At 66.7% G+C, this 22,213-nt stretch carries 16 protein-coding genes, 1 tRNA gene, 2 rRNA genes and 1 pseudogene; 14 read left to right on the top strand and 6 right to left on the bottom strand.

Translation table 11 applies throughout. The features are described from left to right. Window positions 1-9: 9 nt before the first annotated feature. From flgN to IPN47_05135, 5 genes are read left to right on the top strand one after another with little or no spacing between them, the layout of a single operon-like run. A complete protein-coding gene (gene flgN / locus IPN47_05155) occupies window positions 10-522 on the top strand; it encodes a flagellar export chaperone FlgN (protein ID MBK9407433.1) in 513 nt (170 codons plus the stop codon). Between the two features lie 2 nt (window positions 523-524). Further along, window positions 525-1,988 (top strand): flagellar hook-associated protein FlgK, encoded by a 1,464-nt coding sequence (gene flgK / locus IPN47_05150; protein ID MBK9407432.1) that lies wholly within the window; start codon window positions 525-527, stop codon window positions 1,986-1,988. Window positions 1,989-1,992: 4 nt separating this feature from the next. Continuing rightward, window positions 1,993-2,292 carry a carbon storage regulator gene (locus tag IPN47_05145; protein MBK9407431.1) on the top strand — a complete coding sequence of 100 codons (300 nt, stop codon included), beginning with the start codon at window positions 1,993-1,995 and terminating at the stop codon, window positions 2,290-2,292. A 19-nt stretch (window positions 2,293-2,311) separates the two neighbouring features. Beyond that, window positions 2,312-3,169, top strand: a complete 858-nt coding sequence (gene motA, locus IPN47_05140; GenBank protein MBK9407430.1) for a flagellar motor stator protein MotA — start codon at window positions 2,312-2,314, stop codon at window positions 3,167-3,169. Between the two features lies 1 nt (window position 3,170). Then, a complete protein-coding gene (locus IPN47_05135; protein ID MBK9407429.1) occupies window positions 3,171-4,007 on the top strand; it encodes an OmpA family protein in 837 nt (278 codons plus the stop codon). Window positions 4,008-4,103: 96 nt separating this feature from the next. Here the strand turns inward: IPN47_05135 and IPN47_05130 are convergent, their stop codons facing one another. Beyond that, window positions 4,104-5,372, bottom strand: a complete 1,269-nt coding sequence (locus IPN47_05130) for an HDOD domain-containing protein (protein ID MBK9407428.1) — start codon at window positions 5,370-5,372, stop codon at window positions 4,104-4,106. A 168-nt stretch (window positions 5,373-5,540) separates the two neighbouring features. On the opposite strand from IPN47_05130, the gene IPN47_05125 reads away from it, so the two are divergent. The 4 genes from IPN47_05125 (at window position 5,541) to mltG (ending at window position 9,040) form a co-directional block, all read left to right on the top strand. Then, window positions 5,541-5,614 (top strand) — tRNA-Arg (locus IPN47_05125). Window positions 5,615-5,903: 289 nt separating this feature from the next. Continuing rightward, entirely contained in the window at window positions 5,904-7,151 is a 1,248-nt protein-coding gene (gene rho, locus IPN47_05120; protein MBK9407427.1) for a transcription termination factor Rho, read from the top strand. Window positions 7,152-7,181: 30 nt separating this feature from the next. Next, window positions 7,182-7,655: a Holliday junction resolvase RuvX gene (gene ruvX, locus IPN47_05115; protein ID MBK9407426.1), complete on the top strand. Its 474-nt coding sequence runs from the start codon at window positions 7,182-7,184 to the stop codon at window positions 7,653-7,655. 464 nt (window positions 7,656-8,119) lie between these two features. Next, window positions 8,120-9,040, top strand: a complete 921-nt coding sequence (gene mltG, locus IPN47_05110) for an endolytic transglycosylase MltG (GenBank protein ID MBK9407425.1) — start codon at window positions 8,120-8,122, stop codon at window positions 9,038-9,040. Between the two features lie 195 nt (window positions 9,041-9,235). Here mltG and rrf read toward each other — a convergent pair. After that, window positions 9,236-9,352, bottom strand: a 5S ribosomal RNA gene (gene rrf / locus IPN47_05105). Between the two features lie 175 nt (window positions 9,353-9,527). Continuing rightward, window positions 9,528-12,473: ribosomal RNA gene (locus IPN47_05100) — 23S ribosomal RNA — on the bottom strand. 455 nt (window positions 12,474-12,928) lie between these two features. On the opposite strand from IPN47_05100, the gene IPN47_05095 reads away from it, so the two are divergent. After that, window positions 12,929-14,101: a class I SAM-dependent rRNA methyltransferase gene (locus IPN47_05095; protein ID MBK9407424.1), complete on the top strand. Its 1,173-nt coding sequence runs from the start codon at window positions 12,929-12,931 to the stop codon at window positions 14,099-14,101. 85 nt (window positions 14,102-14,186) lie between these two features. Here the strand turns inward: IPN47_05095 and mutM are convergent, their stop codons facing one another. Continuing rightward, a complete protein-coding gene (mutM, locus tag IPN47_05090) occupies window positions 14,187-14,978 on the bottom strand; it encodes a bifunctional DNA-formamidopyrimidine glycosylase/DNA-(apurinic or apyrimidinic site) lyase (protein ID MBK9407423.1) in 792 nt (263 codons plus the stop codon). Between the two features lie 9 nt (window positions 14,979-14,987). Further along, window positions 14,988-15,917, bottom strand: coding sequence for an MBL fold metallo-hydrolase (locus IPN47_05085; protein ID MBK9407422.1), 930 nt, complete (start codon window positions 15,915-15,917; stop codon window positions 14,988-14,990). A 251-nt stretch (window positions 15,918-16,168) separates the two neighbouring features. On the opposite strand from IPN47_05085, the gene IPN47_05080 reads away from it, so the two are divergent. Together IPN47_05080 and IPN47_05075 are read left to right on the top strand one after the other, a co-directional pair. After that, complete coding sequence (locus tag IPN47_05080) at window positions 16,169-16,945, top strand: hypothetical protein (GenBank protein MBK9407421.1); 777 nt, start codon at window positions 16,169-16,171, stop codon at window positions 16,943-16,945. A gap of 336 nt (window positions 16,946-17,281) precedes the next feature. Beyond that, on the top strand, window positions 17,282-17,437 hold the full coding sequence (locus IPN47_05075; GenBank protein MBK9407420.1) for a hypothetical protein: 156 nt from the start codon (window positions 17,282-17,284) through the stop codon (window positions 17,435-17,437). 88 nt (window positions 17,438-17,525) lie between these two features. Here the strand turns inward: IPN47_05075 and IPN47_05070 are convergent. Beyond that, window positions 17,526-17,594 (bottom strand): annotated as a pseudogene (locus IPN47_05070) (histone). Window positions 17,595-18,487: 893 nt separating this feature from the next. On the opposite strand from IPN47_05070, the gene fdhF reads away from it, so the two are divergent. Beyond that, window positions 18,488-21,499: a formate dehydrogenase subunit alpha gene (fdhF, locus tag IPN47_05065; GenBank protein MBK9407419.1), complete on the top strand. Its 3,012-nt coding sequence runs from the start codon at window positions 18,488-18,490 to the stop codon at window positions 21,497-21,499. Window positions 21,500-21,643: 144 nt separating this feature from the next. Further along, complete coding sequence (locus IPN47_05060; protein MBK9407418.1) at window positions 21,644-22,147, top strand: hypothetical protein; 504 nt, start codon at window positions 21,644-21,646, stop codon at window positions 22,145-22,147. Window positions 22,148-22,213: the final 66 nt, after the last annotated feature.

Here is a 22,213-nt window from a genome sequence, read left to right as displayed (position 1 = left end):
CTTCGAGCCATGGTGCAGATCGCTCCGTCCCAGTGGCCCCCGCTCGTGAACGGGCTGGCCGATGCGTTGTCGTCCGAGCGCCGCCTGATCGATGAACTCATCCAGATCATGCGACAGCAGCGCGAGGCCGTGGCCGCCGACAACCTGCAAGGGGTCGACGACTCCGTCTTCGCCGTGCAGCGCGTCCTCCTGACGCTGGGCGAGGCACGCAAGCGCCGCCGCGCCCTCAACGCGCGACTCGGGCAGCCCGAGGACATTCCGCTCAAGGACCTGCTCGACGCCATGGGGCCGTACGCCACCGACGACCTGCGGGCCTCGCGTGAGGCGTTGCAGGGATCAGCCCGTTCGCTGGCGCGTGAGGTCTCCACCAACCGACAGGTCCTGCGCGAGGCGTTGACCTCGGGCGAGGAGCTCGTGCGCACCCTCGCGGGCGTTGGCCCGGCGCGCGCCGGTTACGGCGGCGACTCGTCAGGCGGTGGTGACGGGGGACGCGGCTCCTACATCGTCAACCGGCGGGCCTAGTCGTGCCCAGCATCGGGAGCATCCTCAGCATCGCCCGCTCGGCGATCGCCAGCCACCAGGTGGCGATCCAGACCGTGTCGCAGAACATCGCGAACGCGGAGACCGAGGGGTACTCGCGCCAGCGCGCGGAGCTCTACACCTCGTACCCGCAGCGCTTCCCGTTCTACACGGTCGGGACCGGGGTCGAGGTCAAGGGGGTCATCCGCATGCGCGACGAGCTGCTGGATGCGTCCTTCCGGCGTGAAGTCGGGAATCGCGACGGCTTCAACGTGCGCACCGACCTGCTCGGCGAAGTCGAGGCCATCATCGGCGAGCCCACCGATACCGGGCTCGCCAACACCCTCGACCAGTTCTGGAACTCGTGGAACGACCTGGCCAACAACCCGAGCAATGCCACGGCGCAGAACGTCGTGCGCCAGCGCGGGCAGCAGGTCGCCTACACGTTCAACACCTACGCCACGCGCATCGATGACCTCGCGAACCGCACCCGCACGCAGCTGTCGGGGATGGTCGACGAGATCAACACGCTCTCCGGCCAGGTGGCGTCGCTCAACCGCCAGATCACCTCGTCAGAAGTGACGGGCCAGCAGTCGCCCGACCTGCGCGACGCGCGCGATCGGGTGGCCGACCAGCTGGCGAAGATGGCGGGCGTGCGCGTGGAGATGCAGTCGAACGGGTCGATGGGGATCTACCTCGGCTCGATGATGCTCGTCGACTCCACGAACGCGCGGCAGCTCGATGTGCGCGTGTCCGGCGCGACGACCTCGATCGGCTTCACCGGCGATCCCGACCCGGCGCTCGGCGTCGGCGGGAAGGCCGGGCAGATGATGGCCTTCGTGAACAGCGACGTCCCCACCATCCGCGGGCGCCTCGACAGCCTGGCGCGCGGACTGGTGAACGGCGTCAACGACTACCATGCCTCGGGATGGACGGCCGCCGGTGATGCGTTAGGCAACGCCAACTGGGTCCCGGCCAACGGCCCCACCGGTTCGCGCGTCAACTTCTTCGACGCCGCGTTCACCACCGGCGGCACCATCCGGCTGTCGGCCGAGGTGACGGCGAACGCCGCCGTCATCGCGTCGGGCGACGTGCAGAACGCGCCGGGCAACAACACGCTGGCGCTCGCGCTTGGGGCCCTGCGCGATGACACGGGCATGGCGGCGCTGCAGGCGCGCATGGGGGCGAACTTCGCCACCCAGATCGGCTTCGCGAGCGGCGAGAGCTACGGCGATCACTACTCGTACAGCGTCACCAACCTGGGCGTGCAAGCCGCCGACGCGCGGAACCAGTACGAAGTCTACGACACCCTCGCCATGCAGTCGGAGAACCGGCGGTCGTCGGTGTCGGGCGTGTCGATCGATGAGGAGCTGACGCTGATGCTCCGGCACCAGCAGGCGTACACCGCAGCGTCGCGCCTGGTCAAGGCGGCGGACGAGATGGCGCAGACGATCCTCAACATGATCTGACGTCATGCTCATCCTGTCGAGACGCGCCGGCGACGCCATTGTCATCGAAGGGGGGATCCGCATCGTGGTCCTCGCCTCCGACCGACGGGGTGTGCGCCTCGGCATCGAGGCTCCGCCGCACGTGAGCATCGTGCGCGAGGAGATCCTCTCGCAGATCGCGGACGAAAACCGGCGTGCCAACGTCGGGGCCGAGGCCGCCGCATTGGTTGGCGGCCCAGCCGCCTCGCTCGTCGGTGGCCCGGCCGCCGTGCTCGTCGGCGGCCCAGCCGCCGCCCAGGGCGGCGTCGCCGCCAAGACCGAGTAACCCGCCAGCCGCAAACCCCGTGTTCCAGATCATCGGTCTCGTCGTCGTCCTGGGCAGCGTCATCGCCGGCTACACCATGCACCATGGGAAGCTCGGCGTTTTGTGGCAACCCACGGAGTTCATCATCATCGGTGGCGCGGGGCTCGGCTCGTTCATCATGGCCAATCCGCCCAGCGTCCTGAAGGCGACGATGGCGGCGTCGCTCGCCCTCCTCAAGCCGAACCCCTTCAACAAGAAGTCGTACGGCGAGCTGCTGCAGGTGCTCTACGAGGTCTTCCAGACCGCGCGCAAGGACGGCCTCATCGCCCTCGAAGCGCATATCGAAGAGCCGGAGAAGAGCTCGATCTTCACCAAGTACCCGGGCTTCAGCCACCACCATCACGCCGTCGTCTTCCTCTGCGATACGCTCAAGGTGCTGCTCACGGGCGCGGTGGAGGATCACCATCTGGCCGACATCCTCGACCTCGACCTCGAGCGCATGCACGAGGAAGAGCACCAGGTACCGAGTGCGGTGACGACGGTCAGCGACGCCATGCCGGGCTTCGGCATCGTGGCCGCCGTGCTCGGCGTCGTGATCACGATGGGATCCATCGGTGGCGCCGCCTCGGAGATCGGTGAGAAGGTGGCGGCGGCGCTCGTCGGGACCTTCCTCGGCATCCTGCTCTCGTACGGGATGATCGGGCCGTTTGCCAAGGCCATCGAGGTCCGGCAGCGCGGCGAGGGACAGTACATGTCCTGCATCCGGACGGCGCTGCTGTCGTTCGCGCGCGGTGATGCGCCGATGACCTGCGTGGAGTTCGCACGCCGCAACATCGAACCGGTCGACCGTCCCAGCTTTGCCGAACTCGAGGCCTTGACGCGCAAGAAGGCAGCCTAACGTGGCCAAGGGCGGCGGCAAGGTCGTCATCGTCAAGAAGATCAAGAAGGGGGGCCACGGCCACCACGGTGGATCGTGGAAGGTCGCCTACGCCGACTTCGTGACCGCGATGATGGCCTTCTTCATGGTCATGTGGATCCTGGGCATGGATGACCAGACCAAGAAGGCGATCGAGGGATACTTCTCGAGCCCGGTCGGGTTCAAGAAGGGCTATTCCTCGGGCTCGAGCCCCCTGTCGTCCGGCAGCTCCCCCGCCGCGATCAAGCGCGAGGCCGTGCAGATCGCCCTCCGCCAGCTGCAGGCCAAGCGATTCGAGGCCGTCCAGGCGCACCTGCGCGGCAGCATGGACTCCATCGCCGCCATCGGAAAGCTCAAGGCCAAGGTCGAGATCACCGTCACGCGCAACGGGCTGCGCATCGAACTCATCGAGGACGAGCAGGGCGACACGTTCTTCGGCATGGCCTCGGCGGTCATGACCGAACAGGGGCACGTCGCCCTCCAGGCCATTGCCAGCGAGTTGACCGGTCTCGAGAACCCCGTCGTCATCGAGGGGCATACCGACGCCGCCCGCTACGCCAACACCGCCTACACCAACTGGGAACTGTCGGGCGATCGGGCCAACGCCGCGCGCCGGATCCTCGAGCAGTACGGGCTCGACCCGGCGCGCATCATCGAGGTCACGGGACACTCCGACAAGCAGCTCAAGTATCCCAACGACCCGCTCAATCCGTCCAATCGCCGCATCTCGATCCTCCTCCCCTTCCTCGATCCGCCGGATACGCCGTCGGTCGACCAGTTGAAGGAGCGCATCGAGAGCAACGCCACGAAGCCGTCCTGACACGACGGACGCGCCCGCAGCGTTAGGCCGCGGCGCCACGTGACCGCGCCCCGGAGGGTGATTCCCCCCGGGGCGCGTGACGTCCCGCCGAGCCGCCTACGCCGCCATCTCGATCCGGTCCCGCGTCCAGCGCACGGACTCGAAGTAGAGATCCCCCAGCAACGACGTGTCGAGCCCGATCGTCTCGGCCTCCGCAGCCACCACCGGCCACGAGGCGCGCTCGTAGGCCTCCACCAGCGCGAGCGTCGGGGCGTAGGGGCCGCTCCGCGCCAGCAGGGCGCGTCGCACCTCGTCGGCCAGGTCGATCCGGTGCAGGACCTCGTGCAACGGCACCTTGAGGATCGCGTCGAGCAGCGAGAACAGCCCGACCATGAACAGCGCTTCTGCACTGCGTCGGTCGCGTCCCTGCATCGCCACCATTTCGCAGAAGCGCGCGCGCTGGATGGCCAGGCGCACCAACTCGGCGTCCGTGCCCCCGCGTCCCGCCACGGAGGTCACCAGGAGGAGCGAGAGCCACTTGTGGAGTTCCGCCCGCCCGACCATGCGCACGGCATGTCGAATCGACTCGATCCCGCGCCCGCCCATGGAGGCCGAGTTGACGGTGCGCAGGAGCTTGTAGGTGAGCGACACGTCGCCGCGGAACGCCTCCTCGAGGGCGGCGTCCGTCGTGTTCGGGTCGCGCAGGAGGTTCATCAGGCGCAGGATGGTGATCTGGGCCGCCGAGAGGTCGCGGCGGGCCAGCGTCTCGGGCTTGCTGAAGTAGTAGCCCTGAAAGAGGCCGTAGCCTAACGCGGCACAGGAACCGTGGATCGCCTGCGTCTCCACCCGCTCGGCCAGGATCGTCCCGCCATAGGGGGCGACCCGGTCGTAGGCGGCGCGCAGCTCATCCTCGCCCTTGTTGAGGACATCGAGCTTGATGATCTTCGCCAGCCGCAAGAGCGGCTCGAACTCCGGCGTGTACTCGAAGTCATCGAGGGCGAGCGTGTAGCCCGCCCCCACCAACGCGTGGCACGCATCCACCACCTCGGGGTCCGGCGTCACGCTCTCCAGCAGCTCGATCACGACGGCGGCGGGATCGAAGAGCTGGTGCATCCCGCGCAGGAGCATGTCGCGCGTGAAGTTGAGGAAGGCGAGATGCCCCCCGGTGAGGCGGTCGAGCCCGATATTGAGGAACGCGTGGACCAGCACCTCACTGGCCATGACGTCGGCGGTCACGCCGTCCGCGGCGGTGTGCGCCCCCGTCCGACGATAGAGCAGCTCGTAAGCGTAGAGCTCGCCGCGACGGTCGAAGATCGGCTGGCGGGCGACGAAGACATCGACCAGGGACTCCTGGGACTTCGCGTCAGGTGTGGTGGCTGTACTCACGGACCGTCACGGATGAGAGGCGTGGAGGTGCAGAGGGGATGACCCCCGACGATGAGCCGGGGCTCACCAGACAGTATCGACCGCTTCCGGCCTCGACTTGTCTTGCCCTTTGGCGAGCGTTAGCCTTCTCGTTCCCCCGTGACGCCGCTTTGGGTCGTCGGGGGCTGCGCGCGAGTAGCTCAGCTGGATAGAGCGTCGGCCTCCGGAGCCGAAGGTCGTGGGTTCGAATCCCGCCTCGCGCACTTGTCCCACTCGCCCCCGGCGGTCAGGCGCGGCCGGTGGTCGTGAGCGGCCCTGACGGGGCCGCCGAAGAGCTGGGAAGGACACGGCGCTGTTCTTGCTGGCTTCGTCGCGGTGTTTGCAGTCCCCGACGCAGAACACGCTGTAGTGACCGATGGCTTCGCCATCTGGTCCGCGACACCCCGTCGCGTGAAACGCTTGCGGTCGCCTTGCCGCGCCAATTGGCGCGTACTACTTTCGCCGCGCGAGCGCACCGGCGGCCCAGAACCAACGAGACTTCCCCCACCTCGCGTGGACATCGTCGAACTCAAACGGAAGTCTGTCGCCGAACTCCTCGAGCTCGCGACAGATCTGAGCCTGCAAGAGACGTCTGGTCTCCGGAAGCAGGACCTGATTTTTCGCATCGAGCAGCGCCTGCTCGATCAACAGGTCGTGCTCCGTGGCGAGGGGGTCCTCGAGATCCTCGCCGAAGGCTACGGGTTCCTGCGCAGCCAGGACTGGAGCTACCTGCACGGCCCCGATGACATCTATGTCTCGCCGTCGCAGATCAAGCGCTTCGATCTCCGCACCGGCGACACCATTCGCGGGGAAGTCCGTCCGCCCAAGCAGTGGGAGCGCTATCTCGCGCTCCTCAAGGTCGATCTCGTCAACGGCGATGATCCCGACCCGTCTCGCCCGCGCCTCATCTTCGACAACCTCCGCCCGCGCTATCCCGACCAGCGCTTGCGGCTGGAGAACGGCGACCTGTCGATGCGCGTCGTCGACCTCATCGCCCCGATCGGCAAGGGGCAGCGTGGGCTCATCGTCGCCCCGCCGCGCGCGGGCAAGACGATCCTGCTGCAGAAGATGGCCAACGCCATCGCCGACAATCACCCCGAGGTCTCGCTCATCGTCCTCCTCATCGACGAGCGCCCCGAAGAGGTGACCGACTTCCACGAGTCGGTGCCGAAGGCGGAGGTCATCAGCTCGACGTTCGACGAGCCCCCCGACCGTCACGTGCAAGTCGCCGAGATGGTGATCGAGAAGGCCAAGCGACTGGTCGAGCACGGCAAGGACGTCGTCATCCTGCTCGACTCCATCACGCGCCTCGCGCGCGCCCACAATTCGGTCATCCCGCAGTCGGGGAAGATCCTCTCGGGCGGACTCGATGCGTCCGCGATGCAGAAGCCCAAGCGCTTCTTCGGATCGGCGCGCAAGATCGATGATGGCGGCTCGCTCACGATCATCGCGACCGCTCTCATCGAGACCGGCTCGCGCATGGACGAGGTGATCTTCGAGGAGTTCAAGGGGACCGGCAACATGGAGCTCGTCCTCAGCCGCGAGATCGCCAACCGACGCGTCTTCCCTGCGATCGACATCAACAAGTCGGGGACGCGAAAGGAAGAGCTGCTGCTCGACCGCGAGGAGATGAATCGCGTGTACCTGCTGCGCACCTTCCTGGGTGACATGCCCCCGGACGACAGCATCTCGTTCCTGCTGAAGCAACTCGTGCGATCGAAGACCAATCGCGAGTTCTTCTCGCAGATGGCGCAGGGGTAGGGCCCGACGTCGCCCTCCCCTTCGGGTCCGGTGGTGCAGACCCGCCTGATGGCGGTCGACTACGGCGAGCGCCGCATCGGCCTGGCGGTGAGCGATCCCACACGGACCATCGCATCGCCCGCCGGCTTCATCCTGCGCCGACTGGGCAAGCGTCCACCGATTGCCGAGATCATCCGCCGCGCCACCGCTGTCGAAGCGGGAGGCTTCGTGCTGGGACTACCGCTCGATGGCGAGGGCGATGAGACGGATCGCTCGCGCGAAGTCCGACGCATCGCCGCCGAACTCGAGAAGCGCACGGGGCTTCCCGTGCAGCTGATCGACGAGCGATTCTCCTCGGCGGCGGCGCTGCGCGCGATTCGTGAGATGGGGGGCTCGACGCGCGGTCGAAAGGGGGACGTCGATGCGCTCGCCGCGACGATCCTGCTGCAGCAGGTGCTGGGGATGGGAACGAATCGGTACGGAGCGCACGATGAGGATGATGGAGATGATGTGGGTGAGCCGTAGGTTGAACGCGGGGGGGGCCCCCCGATCCACGGGTTGCCATCGACGGGCCCTCGCTCGGCGTTCCCCGGCCGACCCATCGTGCATCGCACCAGCGATCGCGTCGTCTCCCCCGTTCTGTGTCTCGGTCAGCGCCAACTCCGACGACGACTCCAGCAACACGTGCGGCGAGCGACGCCTCCGCGCGCTGCGCAGGACATTCCGCGGGACGCTCCGCCGTTCAGTCTGCAGTTCACCCTGCAGTTCGCGGTGCAGTTCGCGGTGCAGTTCGCGGTGCAGTTCGCGGTGCAGTTCGCGCTGCAGTTCGCGCTGCAGTTCGCGCTGCGGTTCACTGCGCGGCTCACTTCGCCGTGCACTCCGCAGATCGCTCTGCCGGACGGCCCCGCACGAGGCGCTCGTTCGCCGAGAGCGTCTGGCGTCCCCTGCTCGCGCTCTCGCTCGCTTTCACGGCTGCGTGCGGCGACGACGTGCCGCGTCGGGTCGTGATCCCGTCCGGCTCGAGCTTCCGGGTCGCCGCCGACTCGCTCGAGCGGCGCGGCGTGGTGCACTTCCCACGCGCCTTTCGCGCATACGCCGCCTGGACCAAGCGCGATCGTTCCATCCGGGCCGGAACCTACGAGTTCCGCAGCAGTCAGGGGTGGGGCGAGATCCTCGACGCACTCGCGGCGGGCCGCGGACTCGTGCACACCTTCACGATCCCGGAGGGATTCGCCCTTTCCTCGATCGTTCCCATCATCGCGAAGTCGCTCGAGGTTCCGCCGGAGTCGGTGACGGTGGCGGCGCGCGACACCGCGCTCCGGCATCGCCTCGACATTCCGACGCCGACGCTCGAGGGGTACCTGTATCCAGACACCTACACCTTTCCGCCAGGCGCAACCGCGCGTGACGCCGTGGAGCGCATGGTCGAGCGCTTCGAGGAGGTGTGGAAGCCGGCGTGGGACTCGGCGGCGCGCGCGATGGCCATGTCGCGAAACGACGTGATGGCGCTCGCCGCCATCATCGAGAAGGAGGCGCGAATCCCCGAGGAGCGCCCGGTGATCTCGGCGGTGTACCACAATCGCCTGAAGATCGGGATGCGGCTGCAGGCCGACCCGACCGTGCAGTTCGCGTTAGGCAGGCACGTGGAGCGCGTGCTGTACAAGGATCTCGAGATCGACTCGCGCTACAACACCTACAAGTACGCAGGGCTTCCGCCCGGACCGATCGCCTCGCCCGGTGCGCCGAGCATCGAGGCCGCCGTCTTCCCGGCCAACGTTCCGTACTTGTACTTCGTCGCACACCCGGATGGTCACCACGAGTTTCGCACGACCTTTCGCGAGCATACCGAGGCGATCCGCCAGGTACGAGCGGGACGTGCGGGGGCCGCGTCACGGGCGAAGTCGCGCTGAGCCCCGGCAGCCCGGGGTTGCTGGGGCGCGGGGGACGCGCCGTCGCTACCGCGGGGGGAGTGAGGGTAGGCCTGTGGTGCGAGGGGTGATCCTGCCGAGTGTCCCGTCGTGCGAGTTGGGTGGCCGGGCTCGACGTTCGAGGGGGGGGAAAACAAACGCGGGCCGTATGAGGATTCATACGGCCCGCGAAGGGGGTGCCGGCGACGGCCTACTCTCCCGCGATCTCTCGATCGGAGTACCATCGGCGCTGTAGGGCTTAACGACCGTGTTCGGTATGGGAACGGGTGTGGCCCCTACGCTCTAGTCGCCAGCGAACTGCAGAAGACGAGTGGACGGGGGACGAGGAGACGGGTGAGGTCTTCAGGTCGCCGTCGGGAACGCGTCCTCGAAAGCGAAGAGTGAAGGTAAGGGAAGATCGGTTGAAATGAAGCTGCGTTAGGCAGCCTGCTTGATTCCTGCGCGCGTGCCCTGCCAAGCAAATATTGGGAGGGTCAAGCCGCACGGGCGATTAGGACCGCTGCGCTCGGAGCCCATTGCTGGGCGTCCACGGGCGGCCTATTGACGGAGTCGTCTCCTCCGGCCCTTCAGGGGGCTCAAGGCCCCAGGGAGTGTTCATCTTGGACGGCGTTTCCCACTTAGATGCGTTCAGCGGTTATCGCCACCGATCATCGCTACCCGGCGTTGCCCCTGGCGGGACAACCGGGACACGAGCGGATCGTCCGACTCGGTCCTCTCGTACTAGAGTCCGCATTCCTCAACACTCCAACGCCCACGACGGATACAGACCGAACTGTCTCACGACGTTCTGAACCCAGCTCATGTGCCACTTTAACCGGCGAACAGCCGGACCCTTGGGACCTTCTCCAGCCCCAGGATGTGACAAGCCGACATCGAGGTGCCAAACCGCGCCGTCGATGTGAACTCTCGGGCGCGATAAGCCTGTTATCCCCAGCGTACCTTTTATCCGTTGCGCGATAGCCGTTCCACCCCGGGCTACCGGATCACTACGGCCCACTTTCGTGGCGGGTCGACCCGTCGGTCTCCCCGTCAGGCTGGCTTTTGCCGTTACACTCTAGAAGCGCGAGTACCGTCCGCGCTGAGCCAACCTTCGCGCGCCTCCGTTACTGTTTCGGAGGCGACCGCCCCAGTCAAACTGCCCACCTGCCACGGTCCCACCTGCAGTTTGTGCAGGCTGGTGAGGACGTCGTATCTACCAGGGTGGTATTTCACTGGCCCCTCCGCCGAAGCTAGCGCCCCGGCCTCAATGGGTCCCACCTATGCTACACAGTTAGAGACAACGTCCAATGGCAAGCTACAGTAAAGGTGCATGGGGTCTTTTTGTCCTGTCGCGGGGACTCGGAATCCTCACCGAGACTGCAATTTCGCCGAGCGCGTGGTCGAGACAGTGCCCAAGTCGTTACGCCATTCGTGCAGGTCGGAACTTACCCGACAAGGAATTTCGCTACCTTAGGACCGTTATAGTTACGGCCGCCGTTTACCGGGGCTTCGGCTCAAGGCGTCGCCTTGCGGCTAACCTCTCCCCTTAACCTTCCGGCACCGGGCAGGCGTCAGTGCGTATACGGCGCCTTACGCGGCTTGGCACGCACCTGTGTTTTTGCTAAACAGTCGCTTGGGCCGATTCTCTGCGGCCCCCCCCAGCTTCCCTGTACAGGTCACCAGAAAGGGCATCCCTTCTTCCGAAGTTACGGGATCATTATGCCGAGTTCCTTGACCACGTCTCACTCGTGCACCTGAGGCTGCTCGCCTCGCCCACCTGTGTCGGTTTACGGTACGGACGCCCGAGTCGCTCCCGATCCAGCTTTTCTCGCGTGTCGACTCCACAACACTTGGCCTTGGGTTGCCCCGTGACCTCGTACTCCCGTCTCGGCCTTGCGACCTACGCGGTTGAACGGCCCTCCACATAGCCGCTGCTGCTTCGTTCCACGGTCCCTGAATCGTTCATCGCTTCCCGAGCGGGGCCGGAATCTTGACCGGCTTCCCATCGTCTACGCCTCTGGGGCCTCGACTTAGGACCCGCCTCACCCTGCGCTGATTGCCATGGCGCAGGAACCCTTGGGCTTACGGTGCGAGAGGTTTTCACTCTCGTTTGCGCGTACTCATTCCGGCATCCTCACTTCCGCTCGCTCCAGGGCTTGGTTTCCACCGCCCCTTCACTGCACGCGGAACGCTCCCCTACCCCTCATGCAATGCATGAAGGCCAAGCTTCGGTGGGCCGCTTAATCCCGACCATTCTCGGCGCATCCCCGCTGGACTGGTGAGCTATTACGCACTCTTTCAAGGAATGGCTGCTTCTAAGCCAACCTCCCAGTTGTCACGGCAGGGACACATCCTTCGCTATACTCAGCGGCCACTCTGGGACCTTAGCTGTGGCTCTGGGTTCTTTCCCTCTCGCCGCTGGACATTATCGCTCAGCGACTGCCTCCCGAGGTCCATAAAACAGGTATTCGGAGTTTGGTTGGGGTTGGTACCAGCTTCGCCAGCCCGCGCCCATCCAGTCGCTCTACCCCCTGCTTACACGCCTCGAGGCTCTACCTCAATAGATTTCGGGGAGAACCAGCTATCTCCAGGCTTGATTGGCCTTTCACCCCTACCCACAAGTCATCCGAACGGTTTTCAACCCATACCGGTGCGGGCCTCCACTAAGTGTTACCTCAGCTTCACCCTGCTCATGGGTAGATCGCCCTGGCTTCGGGTCTACCCCCAGGAACTCAAGCGCCCTCGTTGCAGGACTCGCTTTCGCTCCGACTCCGCGGCTGAGCCGCTTAGCCTCGCTCCTGAGGAGTAACTCGCCGGATCATAATGCAAAAGGCACGCAGTCAGCAGTGACCAGGGTTGCCCCCAGCCCCGCCTCCTACCGCTTGTAAGCATGTGGTTTCAGGATCTCTTTCACTCCCCGCCCAGGGGTGCTTTTCACCTGTCCCTCACGGTACTCGTCCACTATCGGTCACACAGGAGTCTTTAGCCTTGGAGGGTGGTCCCCCCAGCTTCACGCCCGATTCCACGAGTCGGGCGTTACTCAGGAACTCCACTGGGCCAGCGCTCTTCGTCTACCGGGCTGTCACCGTCTGCGGCGCCCCGTTCCAGGGGACTTCGACTCGTTAACTGGCTCCGTCCGTGGGTCCTACAACCCCGATCCCACAAGGAGATCGGTTTAGGCTCTGCCCCTTTCGCTCGCCGCTACTCCGGGCATCTCGTTTGATTTCTCTTCCTGCCGGTACTTAGATGTTTCAGTTCCCAGCGTTCGCTTCACCGTTGCCGGTGATGACGGACCTCACGGTCCGCCGGGTTGCCCCATTCGGCCATCTCGGGATCACCGCGTGTGTGCCACTCCCCCGAGCTTATCGCAGCTTACCACGGCCTTCATCGCCTCTGTGTGCCCAGGCATCCCCCACATGCTTTCGCTCGCTTGACCCATTCTTCGTCAAGCAGAGCACGCGCGATCTACTACTTCTTGTGATCAAGCAATCTCTCCGCCGACGTCGCGCTTGCGCGCTCCGCCGACAGTAAGGATTCACTTCCCACGATCTTCCCTACCTTCACTTTTCAATCAGCATCCGGCGGCACTTCGCCAACCGGCATTCGATCAACCTTTTCCTTCTCCCGCCCCCCGCCTCAAGACCGCTTTCGCGACGTCCAGACGCAGGTAACGGAAGGGGGCGTATGGTACACAGACCGCACGCGTAGATCAACCCCTCTTTCCCCTTCCACAATAAGATTTCTCCCCCCTTCCATTCGCTACATCTATGAATGGACGCGCGCTCCTCCAGAGCATCGGCACGACTCGCCGTTCAGTGCACGACACAACAGACACGCCGCGACGCCCCCGCCGGACCGCGAGCCCGCCGTGACCACGCTACCTTGTCTCGCATGGCCACCCTGGATCTCGCAGTCGTCTCCAATCGCGGCGCCACTCGATGGCTCCGCGGACACCCTTGGATCTTCAAGAGCGACGTCGTCCGTTTCCCCGACGCCCCCGCCGGTGCGGTACGCGTCGAGGACAACCGCGGACGCCCCCTCGGGACCGCCCTCTGGTCCCCAGCCTCCGAGATCTCGATTCGCATGGTCGACCGCGAACCGCTCGACGCCCTCGACGGCGCCTGGTGGTCTGACCGCTTGAAGTCCGCTATCGAGCGCCGAACCGACCTCCTTCGCCACAGCTCGGCGTACCGGCTCGTGCACGGCGAGGGCGATGCCCTTCCCTCGCTCACCTGCGATCGCTACGACCGCTGGCTCGTCGTCCAACTCATGAGCGCCGGGCTGGAAGCCCATCGAGAGCCGATCACCGACGCCCTTGTCCGCCTTACCGGCTGCGACGGCATCCTCGCCCGCAACGACGCCGCCCTTCGCGAACGCGAAGGACTCGCGCGCGAAACGGTCCTCCTGCACGGCACGGTCCCGCATGAAATCGAGGTGCACGAACACGGCGTGAAGTATCTCGCCGCGCCGTGGACGGGACAGAAGACCGGCGCCTTCCTCGATCAGCGCGAGAACCGCCACCGCATCGGTGCGCTCGCCCGCGGCCGCGCGCTCGACTGCTTCGCCTACCACGGCTCCTTCGCGTTGCATCTGGCGGTGAACGCCACCGAAGTCATCGCCATCGACGCCTCGGCCGCCGCCCTCGATCGCGCCCGGGACAACGCCAGCCGCAATCACCGCACGAACATCGCCTTCGTCGAAGCCGACGCCTTCGAGAACCTGCGCGAGCGCGAGCGTACCGGCGAGCAGTTCGACACCATCGTCGTCGATCCGCCGGCCTTCGCGAAGAACCGCCCATCGCTCCCGTCGGCCTTGCGCGGCTACCACGAGATCAACCTGCGCGCCCTGCGACTCCTCGCCCCGGGTGGCCTCATGTTCACCGCCAGCTGCAGCTACCACCTCAGCAAGGCGCACTTCCTCGAGATGCTGCAGGGCGCCGCCGCCGACAGCGGGCGACGGGTGACGCTGCGCGAACTGTGCGTCCAACCGACCGATCACCCCGAACTGCTCGCCGTCCCCGAAACCGGATACCTCAAGGGAGCGATCCTCGAGGTCAACGACTAAGGCCGGCGAACGCCGCGGGAGTCGGCGCGCCACCCCCCGCGCGGGCCGCACCCGCACCCGCACCCGCCATCCTGTCGCCTGCTCCCTAGCGTTGGCACTCGCGACAGAAGTAGCTGCTGCGTCCCGCCTGGACGATGCGGCTGACGGGCGTCCGGCAGCGACGGCAGCCCTTCCCCTCGCGGTCGTACGCGTTGAACCGCACGGCAGCGCTGATGCCCTCGGCCCCGTAGTAGCGCTCGGGGTGGGCGAGCGCCCGGTGCATGGCGCGCTTCACACCGGCCACGATGGCGACGCACTGTCGCGGCGTGAGGCGGTACCCGAGGCGACGCGGATCGACCCGCGCATACCAGAGGGCCTCGGAGGCGTAAATGTTGCCGATCCCGGCCACGACGCGCTGGTCGAGCAACGCCGACTTGATCGGCGTCCGGCGTCCCGTCAGCTGCGCCTGCAGCCAAGCGGCGTCGAAGCGGTCATCGGTGGCGTCGGGGCCGAGTGCTGGGCACGGGTCGATGCCGGCTTCGTGGAGCGTCACCGTCGCCAGGGCGCGCGAGTCGTCGAGCGCGAGCTGCGTCCCGTCGGCGAACTCGAACAGGACGCGCGTGACGCGATGCGGGGGCGTGTCGCAGCTGCCCACGCGCCAATCGCCGGTCATTCGAAAGTGCACGTGCAAGGTGCGCCCGCTGCCGAGGTGAAACAGCTGGTGCTTGCCACGTCGCGCGATCGCGACGACGACATCGCCGGCCAGCGATTGCGCGTGGTCGTCGGGGAGGGCGCGCTGCTGGGACGGGTGCAATGCGCGGACCGTCGCGATGGTCTTGCCGGCACACGCGGCGCGCGCGATGCGCGCCGCGTACTCGACTTCGGGAAGCTCGGGCACGGGCGCTCGTCAGGCGCCGGCTTCGGCCTTCTTGCGCCAGTAGCGGGCGAAGCCGAACCACGACGAGCGGATGGAGTCGCGATCGATGTGCACCGCCTGCTCCGGGGTGAGTCCGCTCCGCAGGCGAGCCACTTCGGCGTCGGCGAAGGCGTCGGCCCGCGCGTCGTCGTCGGTCCCCGACGCGAGCGACGCGCGCACCGCGAGGCTCCACGAGATGATGCGATCCCAGAGGGCATCGAGATGCGCCACGACGTGCCGAACGGGGCCGAAGTGCGTGAGCAGGAGTGCCTCAGGTCCCCACGCCCCGATCAGGTCGAGGCTGGGTTTCCAGGCTTCGAGATCGATGTCAGGGGGCGGCGCGGCGGGGAGCGCGGGGGTTCCGTGCTGCGAGGCTTCGCCCGCGACATCGCCGACGAAGGCGACGCCGGTCGATTCATCGAGATAACAGAGGTGGTGCCAGGCGTGACCGGGCGTGTACTCCACGCGCAGGTGTCGGCCGCCGATGGTGAGGCGCTCCCCGCCGCCGAGGACGACGAGCTGCTCCGGCCGGACCGCCTCGAAGGCGCCCCAGAGGCGATCCATGTCGCCGCGATAGATGCGGCGGGCGCTGTCGAGGAGCCGTGTGGGGTCGCTCAGGTGCGTGGCGCCACGCGCATGCACGTGCACGCGCAGGTGCGGGAGTTCGCGTGCGAGCGTGCCGGTGATCCCGGCATGGTCGAGGTGGATGTGCGTGAGGAGCACGTGGCGCAGGTCGTCGGGCGCCGCACCGAAGTCGCGGATGGCCTGCTGCAACGCATCCCGGCACGAGGACGGGCCCGGGTCCACGACGACGAGCCCATCGCTCGACTCCATGAGGTAGGTCGCGATCGCTTCCTCGCGCCCGAGGTGCAGGAGGTCGCCGCAGGCGATGCCGTCAGCTACGTGTCGTAGTGGTGTCATGGGGTATCGTGCATGACGAGTGAGTCGCCCTCGTAAGGCAGGTGGTCCGGCGGGCGGTGCAGCGGGTCGTGAGTGCGCTCCAAACAATCGTGCACGTGGCTCCTCGTCAGGCGATGCAGGAGGCCCCGCGCAGGTGCCGACTCGTGGTCGCTCGTGAGGCGGCGCAGAAAATCTAACGAGTGAATGACGAAACCACTTGCGCGCCTTACGAGAGCGCCTAGGTTTGGTCTCAGCCTAACTGGCGTGGGTGCATGGCGAGTCATCAACCGCAGCGATCGCTCAAGCACGAGTACGAGTGCTTCGTCGAGCAGGAGATCGAGAACTACAAGGACTCGATCCCCCGGTCGGCGATCCTGCGCATCGGCGACGAAGCCGTGGCCAACCTCCGGGCGGGAGAGCAGGTCGCCTTCGGTGAGCTGCTGCTCTGGGCAGAGGTCGACCGCATCATTCGTAACCGCCTGCGCATTCCCTCCTACGCCTCCTGGCGCCGGCGCCGGCTGAAGCTCATCGCCGAGTACCGCCGCCCCGAGCGCTGGGGACTCAGTGCCGACGCCCCGATCGTCCGGGAGATTCCGTCGGACGCCGAAGCCCACGTGCTGGTCGTCGGCGCCCAGCAGGAAGGTACCGCGCTCTACCTCGCCGCCAATGGCTGTCAGGTCACCGCGGTCGAGGAAGACCCCGAGGTGGTCGAGAAGGTCATTGCCGCTGCCGGGGTCGTCGGACTCACCTCGCGGGTCAATGGCTGCGTGACCGCACTCGGCGAATGGTATCCCGAGGCACCGCTGCATGCGGTGGTCTGTTCCCCGGCCGCCTTCGAACGACTGACGGCGGGAGAGCGGGAGCGCGTCATCGAGATTCTCAAGAGCGCGACGCTCGACGGCGGGGTCCACCTGGTCCAGACGCTGGTCGCGGGACACTCCGCCGTGGAGCTGGACGAGCTGCGGGCGCGCTATCGCGGGTGGGAGGTCTCCATCGTGCGAGACGAGACGAAGGCCCGCACCTTCCTCGCGCGAAAGAACGTCGCCTAAAAAGCCGAGCTCGGCGACTCGTGCCGATACAGCGTGTCAATGTCTCACGTGTCATTCTGCAACACGAGGCGCCCACTCCGGTGGGCGCCTTTTCTTTAAGTGCTTACAGGCCAGCAGCTTGAATTGCGATTGTGTGCTGGCACAGGCGGTGCCTTAACAGGAGTGCGAGGCCGAACCGCGGTGCCTCGTCAACCGGCCGTAGTCGGCGAACCGTTCTCGCCGACTGCGGCCGGTGTCGCAGGCGGGGCCGAGCGCTCCGCACCGCAGAACGAATCCGGCGCAGCGTCGACGACGTAGAGCCGGCATCCGCATCTACTATATGAGAGGAGGCGACGCATGACCGACTCACGTCAGGGCGTCCTGGAGGAGGAACCGGTGGGGATCGTCATCTCGCGCGGCAGCCGCGCCGAGACGCCGCCGCGGGTGTGGGCCTACGTCTGGGGCCAGGTCCCCGAACCCGACGTCCCTCCGACCGACATCAAGGCCGCGTAAGCAGGATCCCGCCGCGGCAATGGACAAAAACAAGAAAGCCGGCGCAGAGTTCGCGCCGGCTTCCTTGTTATTACGAGTCCAAGAAGAACTAGCGCTTCTTGGTCTTCTTGGCCGCCTTCTTCACCGTCTTCTTCGCGGCCTTCTTGGCAGTCTTCTTCTTCGCAGCCATGAGAGTATCTCCTGGTCTGGTGTGGATCACCGGTCCGATCCCCCGGTGGATCGGTCGGCAGCAACCGGGCGCATTCGCATCCGGCTGGTCCTTCGCGCCTAACCGCGGCGCTATGTCGAAAACAGCAACAGCCGTGAACTCGTGTTATCGCGCGACGTGCAACCAAAGACCTGACGACTTGACAAACGCGCGCGTTTCAACTCGCGGACAATCTATAACGAGGGATGGTCGCTCGTAAAGTTCAAGTGCGAACTTTTCAACATGATGGGCACGGAGCGCGATGTTGAATGGTGCGTGCAACGCATCGCGTGCGATTCGAATCTGCCGATGGAATCGAGCCAAGTGCGCTCGATGGAATCGAGCCAAGTGCGCTCGATCGAACCCACGCGACCGCCTAACTGAACTCGGAATGCGCGGCGAATCGAGACGGCAGATGCATGGAGTGGCGCGCGGTCGCCGGCATCGTCCGACTGGATCGCCCTTCGAGATCCTGCGGCTGGCGACAACACCATGGTCGCGGGCAGGGCTCGCAGTGGAGTGTGGAACACGGCGGTGAGGGGGGAGACCAAGTTCCCCCGGGAGAGACCTGGTTCCGCGAAGGGGACCAGACTCGGCGAGGCCGCCGGCAGCACTGCGATGTGGAGGAACTCTTTTCGTGATGAAGCCACGCCGTATCCTCGCGCGCACGCGATAGGTGCTCGACGCGAATATATGGTCACGCTTTCTGGTGCGCAATATCGCCGACGCCGGCGAGGGCCTTGCCACCCGTGCCTAACGATGATCTTCCCCCTCCGTCCGCGGGGCGGCGCGCTGGACGGCATCCGTACCGCGGGGCATACTCCAGCGCAGCGGACACCCCGCCCGCCCTCAACAGTGCCACCATGCCGACGCTCACCATCGACGGCCAGCGCACGACGTGCGACGCAGGCGACACGATCCTCGATGCCGCGCGCGCGCTCGGCATCGACGTCCCCACGCTGTGCTGGTATCCCACGCTCCCCAACGTTGGGAGCTGCCGCATCTGCCTCGTCTCCGTGCAGGGGAGCCCGAAGCTCGTCCCGGCGTGCGCGACCGAAGCGACCGAGGGGATGAACATCACCACCGAGTCGCCAGCCGCGGTGCAGAATCGTCAGGGCGTCCTCGCGATGCTGCTCGAGCGCTACCCGGTGGACGAGATCCCCACACCGGGGTATCGCAACGAGTTCGAGTCGCTCGTGCGACGCTACGACGTCCCGCTCATCCGGCGCGCGGACCTCCCGCTTCGCATCGGCGACACGCGCGCCGGTGACCCGATCATCCGGCACGACATGTCGACCTGTATCCTCTGCACGCGCTGTGTGCGGGCGTGCGAGGAGATCCAGGTCGTCGGCGTACTGGACGTGGCGCATCGCGGCGATCACGCGCAGATCATCGTAGGGGCCGACGGCAATCCGGAGCACGCCGGGTGCACGTGGTGCGGCGAGTGCGTACGCGTCTGCCCGACCGGCGCCATCCACGACATCATCCCGATGGCGGTGCGCGCCGCGAATGGCCAGATGATGGACCGCCCCGCGTCGAACGCGATGCCGCCGATCGATCGCACGGTGCGCAGCGTCTGTCCGTACTGCGGGGTCGGATGCCAGATCGACCTGCAGGTGCGAGACAACACGGTCATCCACGTCCGCTCGCCGTGGATCGAGCAGAACACGCCGAACCGGGGATCGACGTGCGTGAAGGGGCGGTTCGGCACCGACTTCGTCCAGCACCGCGACCGCCTCACGACGCCCCTGGTGCGCCGCGGTTGGGTCAAGCGCGATGGACGATGGGTCTTCGATGGCACGCACGAGAACGCCGCGGAATGGCCACGGCGCGGCGGACCGTGGGACCTCATCGCCCAGGAAGGACCGAAAGCCAAGCGCGGCCCTCGTACCAATCCGCTGCAACGACAGCAGACTGGCGCAGGGCCACTGGGCGACCCGCGCGATCGGGTCGCAACTCCGCACGACTGGTACGCCCCGTTCCGCGAAGCGACGTGGGAGGAGGCGATGGAGATCGCGGCGCAGGAACTCCTGCGCCTGCGGGACGCCCACGGCCCGACATCGCTCGCGGTCTTCCAGTCGGCCAAGTGCAGCAACGAGGAGAACTATCTCCTGCAGCGGATGTTCCGGGCCGGGCTCGGGACCAACAACGTCGACCACTGTACGCGCCTCTGCCATTCGTCGTCGGTGAGCGCGATGCAGCGGGCGATGAACACCAGCGCGGCCTCCGGATCGATGCGCGAGGTGGAGCACGAGTCGGACGTGATCTTCATCCTCGGCGCCAACACGACGGAGTCGCACCCCGTCTTCGGCGCCGCGATCAAGCGCGCGGTGAAGCGCGGCGCCACGCTCATCGTCTGCGACCCGCGCCGCATCGAGCTGGCCACCCGCGCGCACGTCCACCTGCAGGCGCTCCCCGGGACCGACGTGGCGGTGATGAACGGGATGCTGCACCACATCCTGTCGCTGGGGCTCGAGGACTCGGCGTTCATCGCCAGCCGCACGCACGACTTCGACCGCGTGCGTGAGGCGGTGCAGCCCTACACCCCCGAGCGCGCCTCGCAGATCTCCGGCGTTCCGGCGGCGTCGATACGCCGGGCCGCCGAGCTCTATGCGCGCGGCCCACGCTCGGCCACCCTGTGGGCGATGGGGCTCACGCAGCACTCCACCGGGACGGACATCGTGAGCTCGCTGCTCAACCTCGTGCTCGCGACGGGGATGATCGGGCGATGGGGAGCGGCGATGATCCCGATCCGCGGCCAGAACAACGTGCAAGGGGCGAGCGACGTCGGCGGGATCCCCATGGTCTACACCGACTACCAGCCGGTGACAAACCCTGCGGTGCGACACAAGTTCGCCGAGGCCTGGGGGGTCCCCGACGAGCGACTCTCACTCGACGTGGGGCTCAAGGTCACGCAGATCGTCGACGAGTCGTCGCCGGTGCGGGGGATGTACATCATGGGCGAGAACCCGATCCTTTCCGATCCGGAGGTCGCGCACGCGGAGCACTGGTTCCGCGAGCTGGAGTTCCTCGCGGTGCAGGACCTCTTCCTCACCGAGACGGCACGGTATGCCGACGTGATCCTCCCGGGCTCGTCGTTTGCCGAGAAGGACGGGACGTTCGTGAACACGGAGCGTCGCATCCAACTCTCGCGCGCGGCGATCACGCCGCCGGGGAACGCACGCCGTGACCTCGAGATCCTCATCGACCTGTCAAACCGCATCGGGCTCCCGACGCCGTTCCGCGACGCGGCCGAGGTGATGGACGAGATCGCCCGCGTCACGCCGTCGTGGCGCGGTGTATCGCACGAGCGACTCGACAATCACGCCGGGCTGCAGTACCCGGTGCTCGACGCCGAACATGGCGGGACCGACTTCCTCTTTGCCGACGCGTTTCCGACGGCCGACGGCAAGGCGACGTTCCATCCCGTGGAGTTCCTCCCGCCAGCAGAGCTCCCGGACGACGCGTTCCCCTTCTTGCTCAACACGGGGCGCCAGATGTACCACTGGCATACGGGGACGATGTCGCGTCGCTCGTTTGCACTCGACGCGCGAGAGTCGGGGCCGATCGTCGAGTTGAACCCGGTCGACGCCACGCGCCTGGGCGTGCACGACGGTGACGCCGTGAGGATCGCCTCGCGTCGCGCCGAGATCAGCATCTCGGTGCGGCTGTCGGAGCGGGTCGCACCCGGGCAGGTCTTCATCCCGATGCACTACCGCGAGGCGGCGGCCAACCTGCTGACGAATCCGGCGCTCGACCCGATCGCCCACATCCCCGAGTTCAAGGTGTGCGCCGTTCGGATCACGCCGATGCACGCACCAGGCATGGCGGGAGCTTCGCCGGACGCTGTGGCGGGAGGGGCGCCCGCTGATTGATCGGGGTGCTAGCTCGCGCCTGCGCCGAGCGTCGCACGTATGACAGGCCGACGCCACGCGCGCCGCGCACGGGGTGAAGCGATCGACACCCCTCCGCGCGCCGTCGGGCGTCGAAAACCGCATGACACCTTTCGCCGGTACCCGATGATGCGCCTACGCTCGATGTGTTCGGTGTTGCTGCTCGCGCTGGCGGGGAGCGCGTGTGGGTCGTCGCTCGACAGCACCGCGGATAGCGAGCGGAGCGTGATCAGCGACGAAACGATGCGCCTGGTGGTGTCGAGGACGACGGTCACGGAGCGGACGCTGCTCCCGCTCACGGTCACCCTGACGAACACCGGGAGCCAAGTGATGTCGTTCGAAGAGAACAGCTGTCCGTTCAGCGTGTTCGAGGTGGAGGATGCCGACGGCGTGCGCATCGACCCGAGGATCGAGCTGATCCTCTGCGCGGCCTACACGCGGACGCTCCGGCTTCAGCCGGGGCAGTCGTACACGTGGTCGCTGGAGTGGCCGGCCGCGCGCTACGCGCCGTCGCGCCAGAACCCACCAGCTGGGGCACGTGAGGTGCGGATGCGTGCCCGCTACTGGGTGGACGGCAAAGCCCTCGTCGCTGGCAACTGGCAGAGCATCACGGTGACCCCCGCGCCGTAGCGGCGCACACCGGTCGCGGCGCACTGCGAGCGGGTCCCTCTCGACGCCGTGCGCCGGCGCGCTGGC

The sequence above is a fragment of the Gemmatimonadota bacterium genome (assembly GCA_016719105.1).
Classification (GTDB): Bacteria; Gemmatimonadota; Gemmatimonadetes; order Gemmatimonadales; family Gemmatimonadaceae; genus SCN-70-22.
The sequence above is the reverse complement of the archived record's forward strand: the minus strand, read 5'-3'. Positions and strand labels throughout refer to the sequence as shown.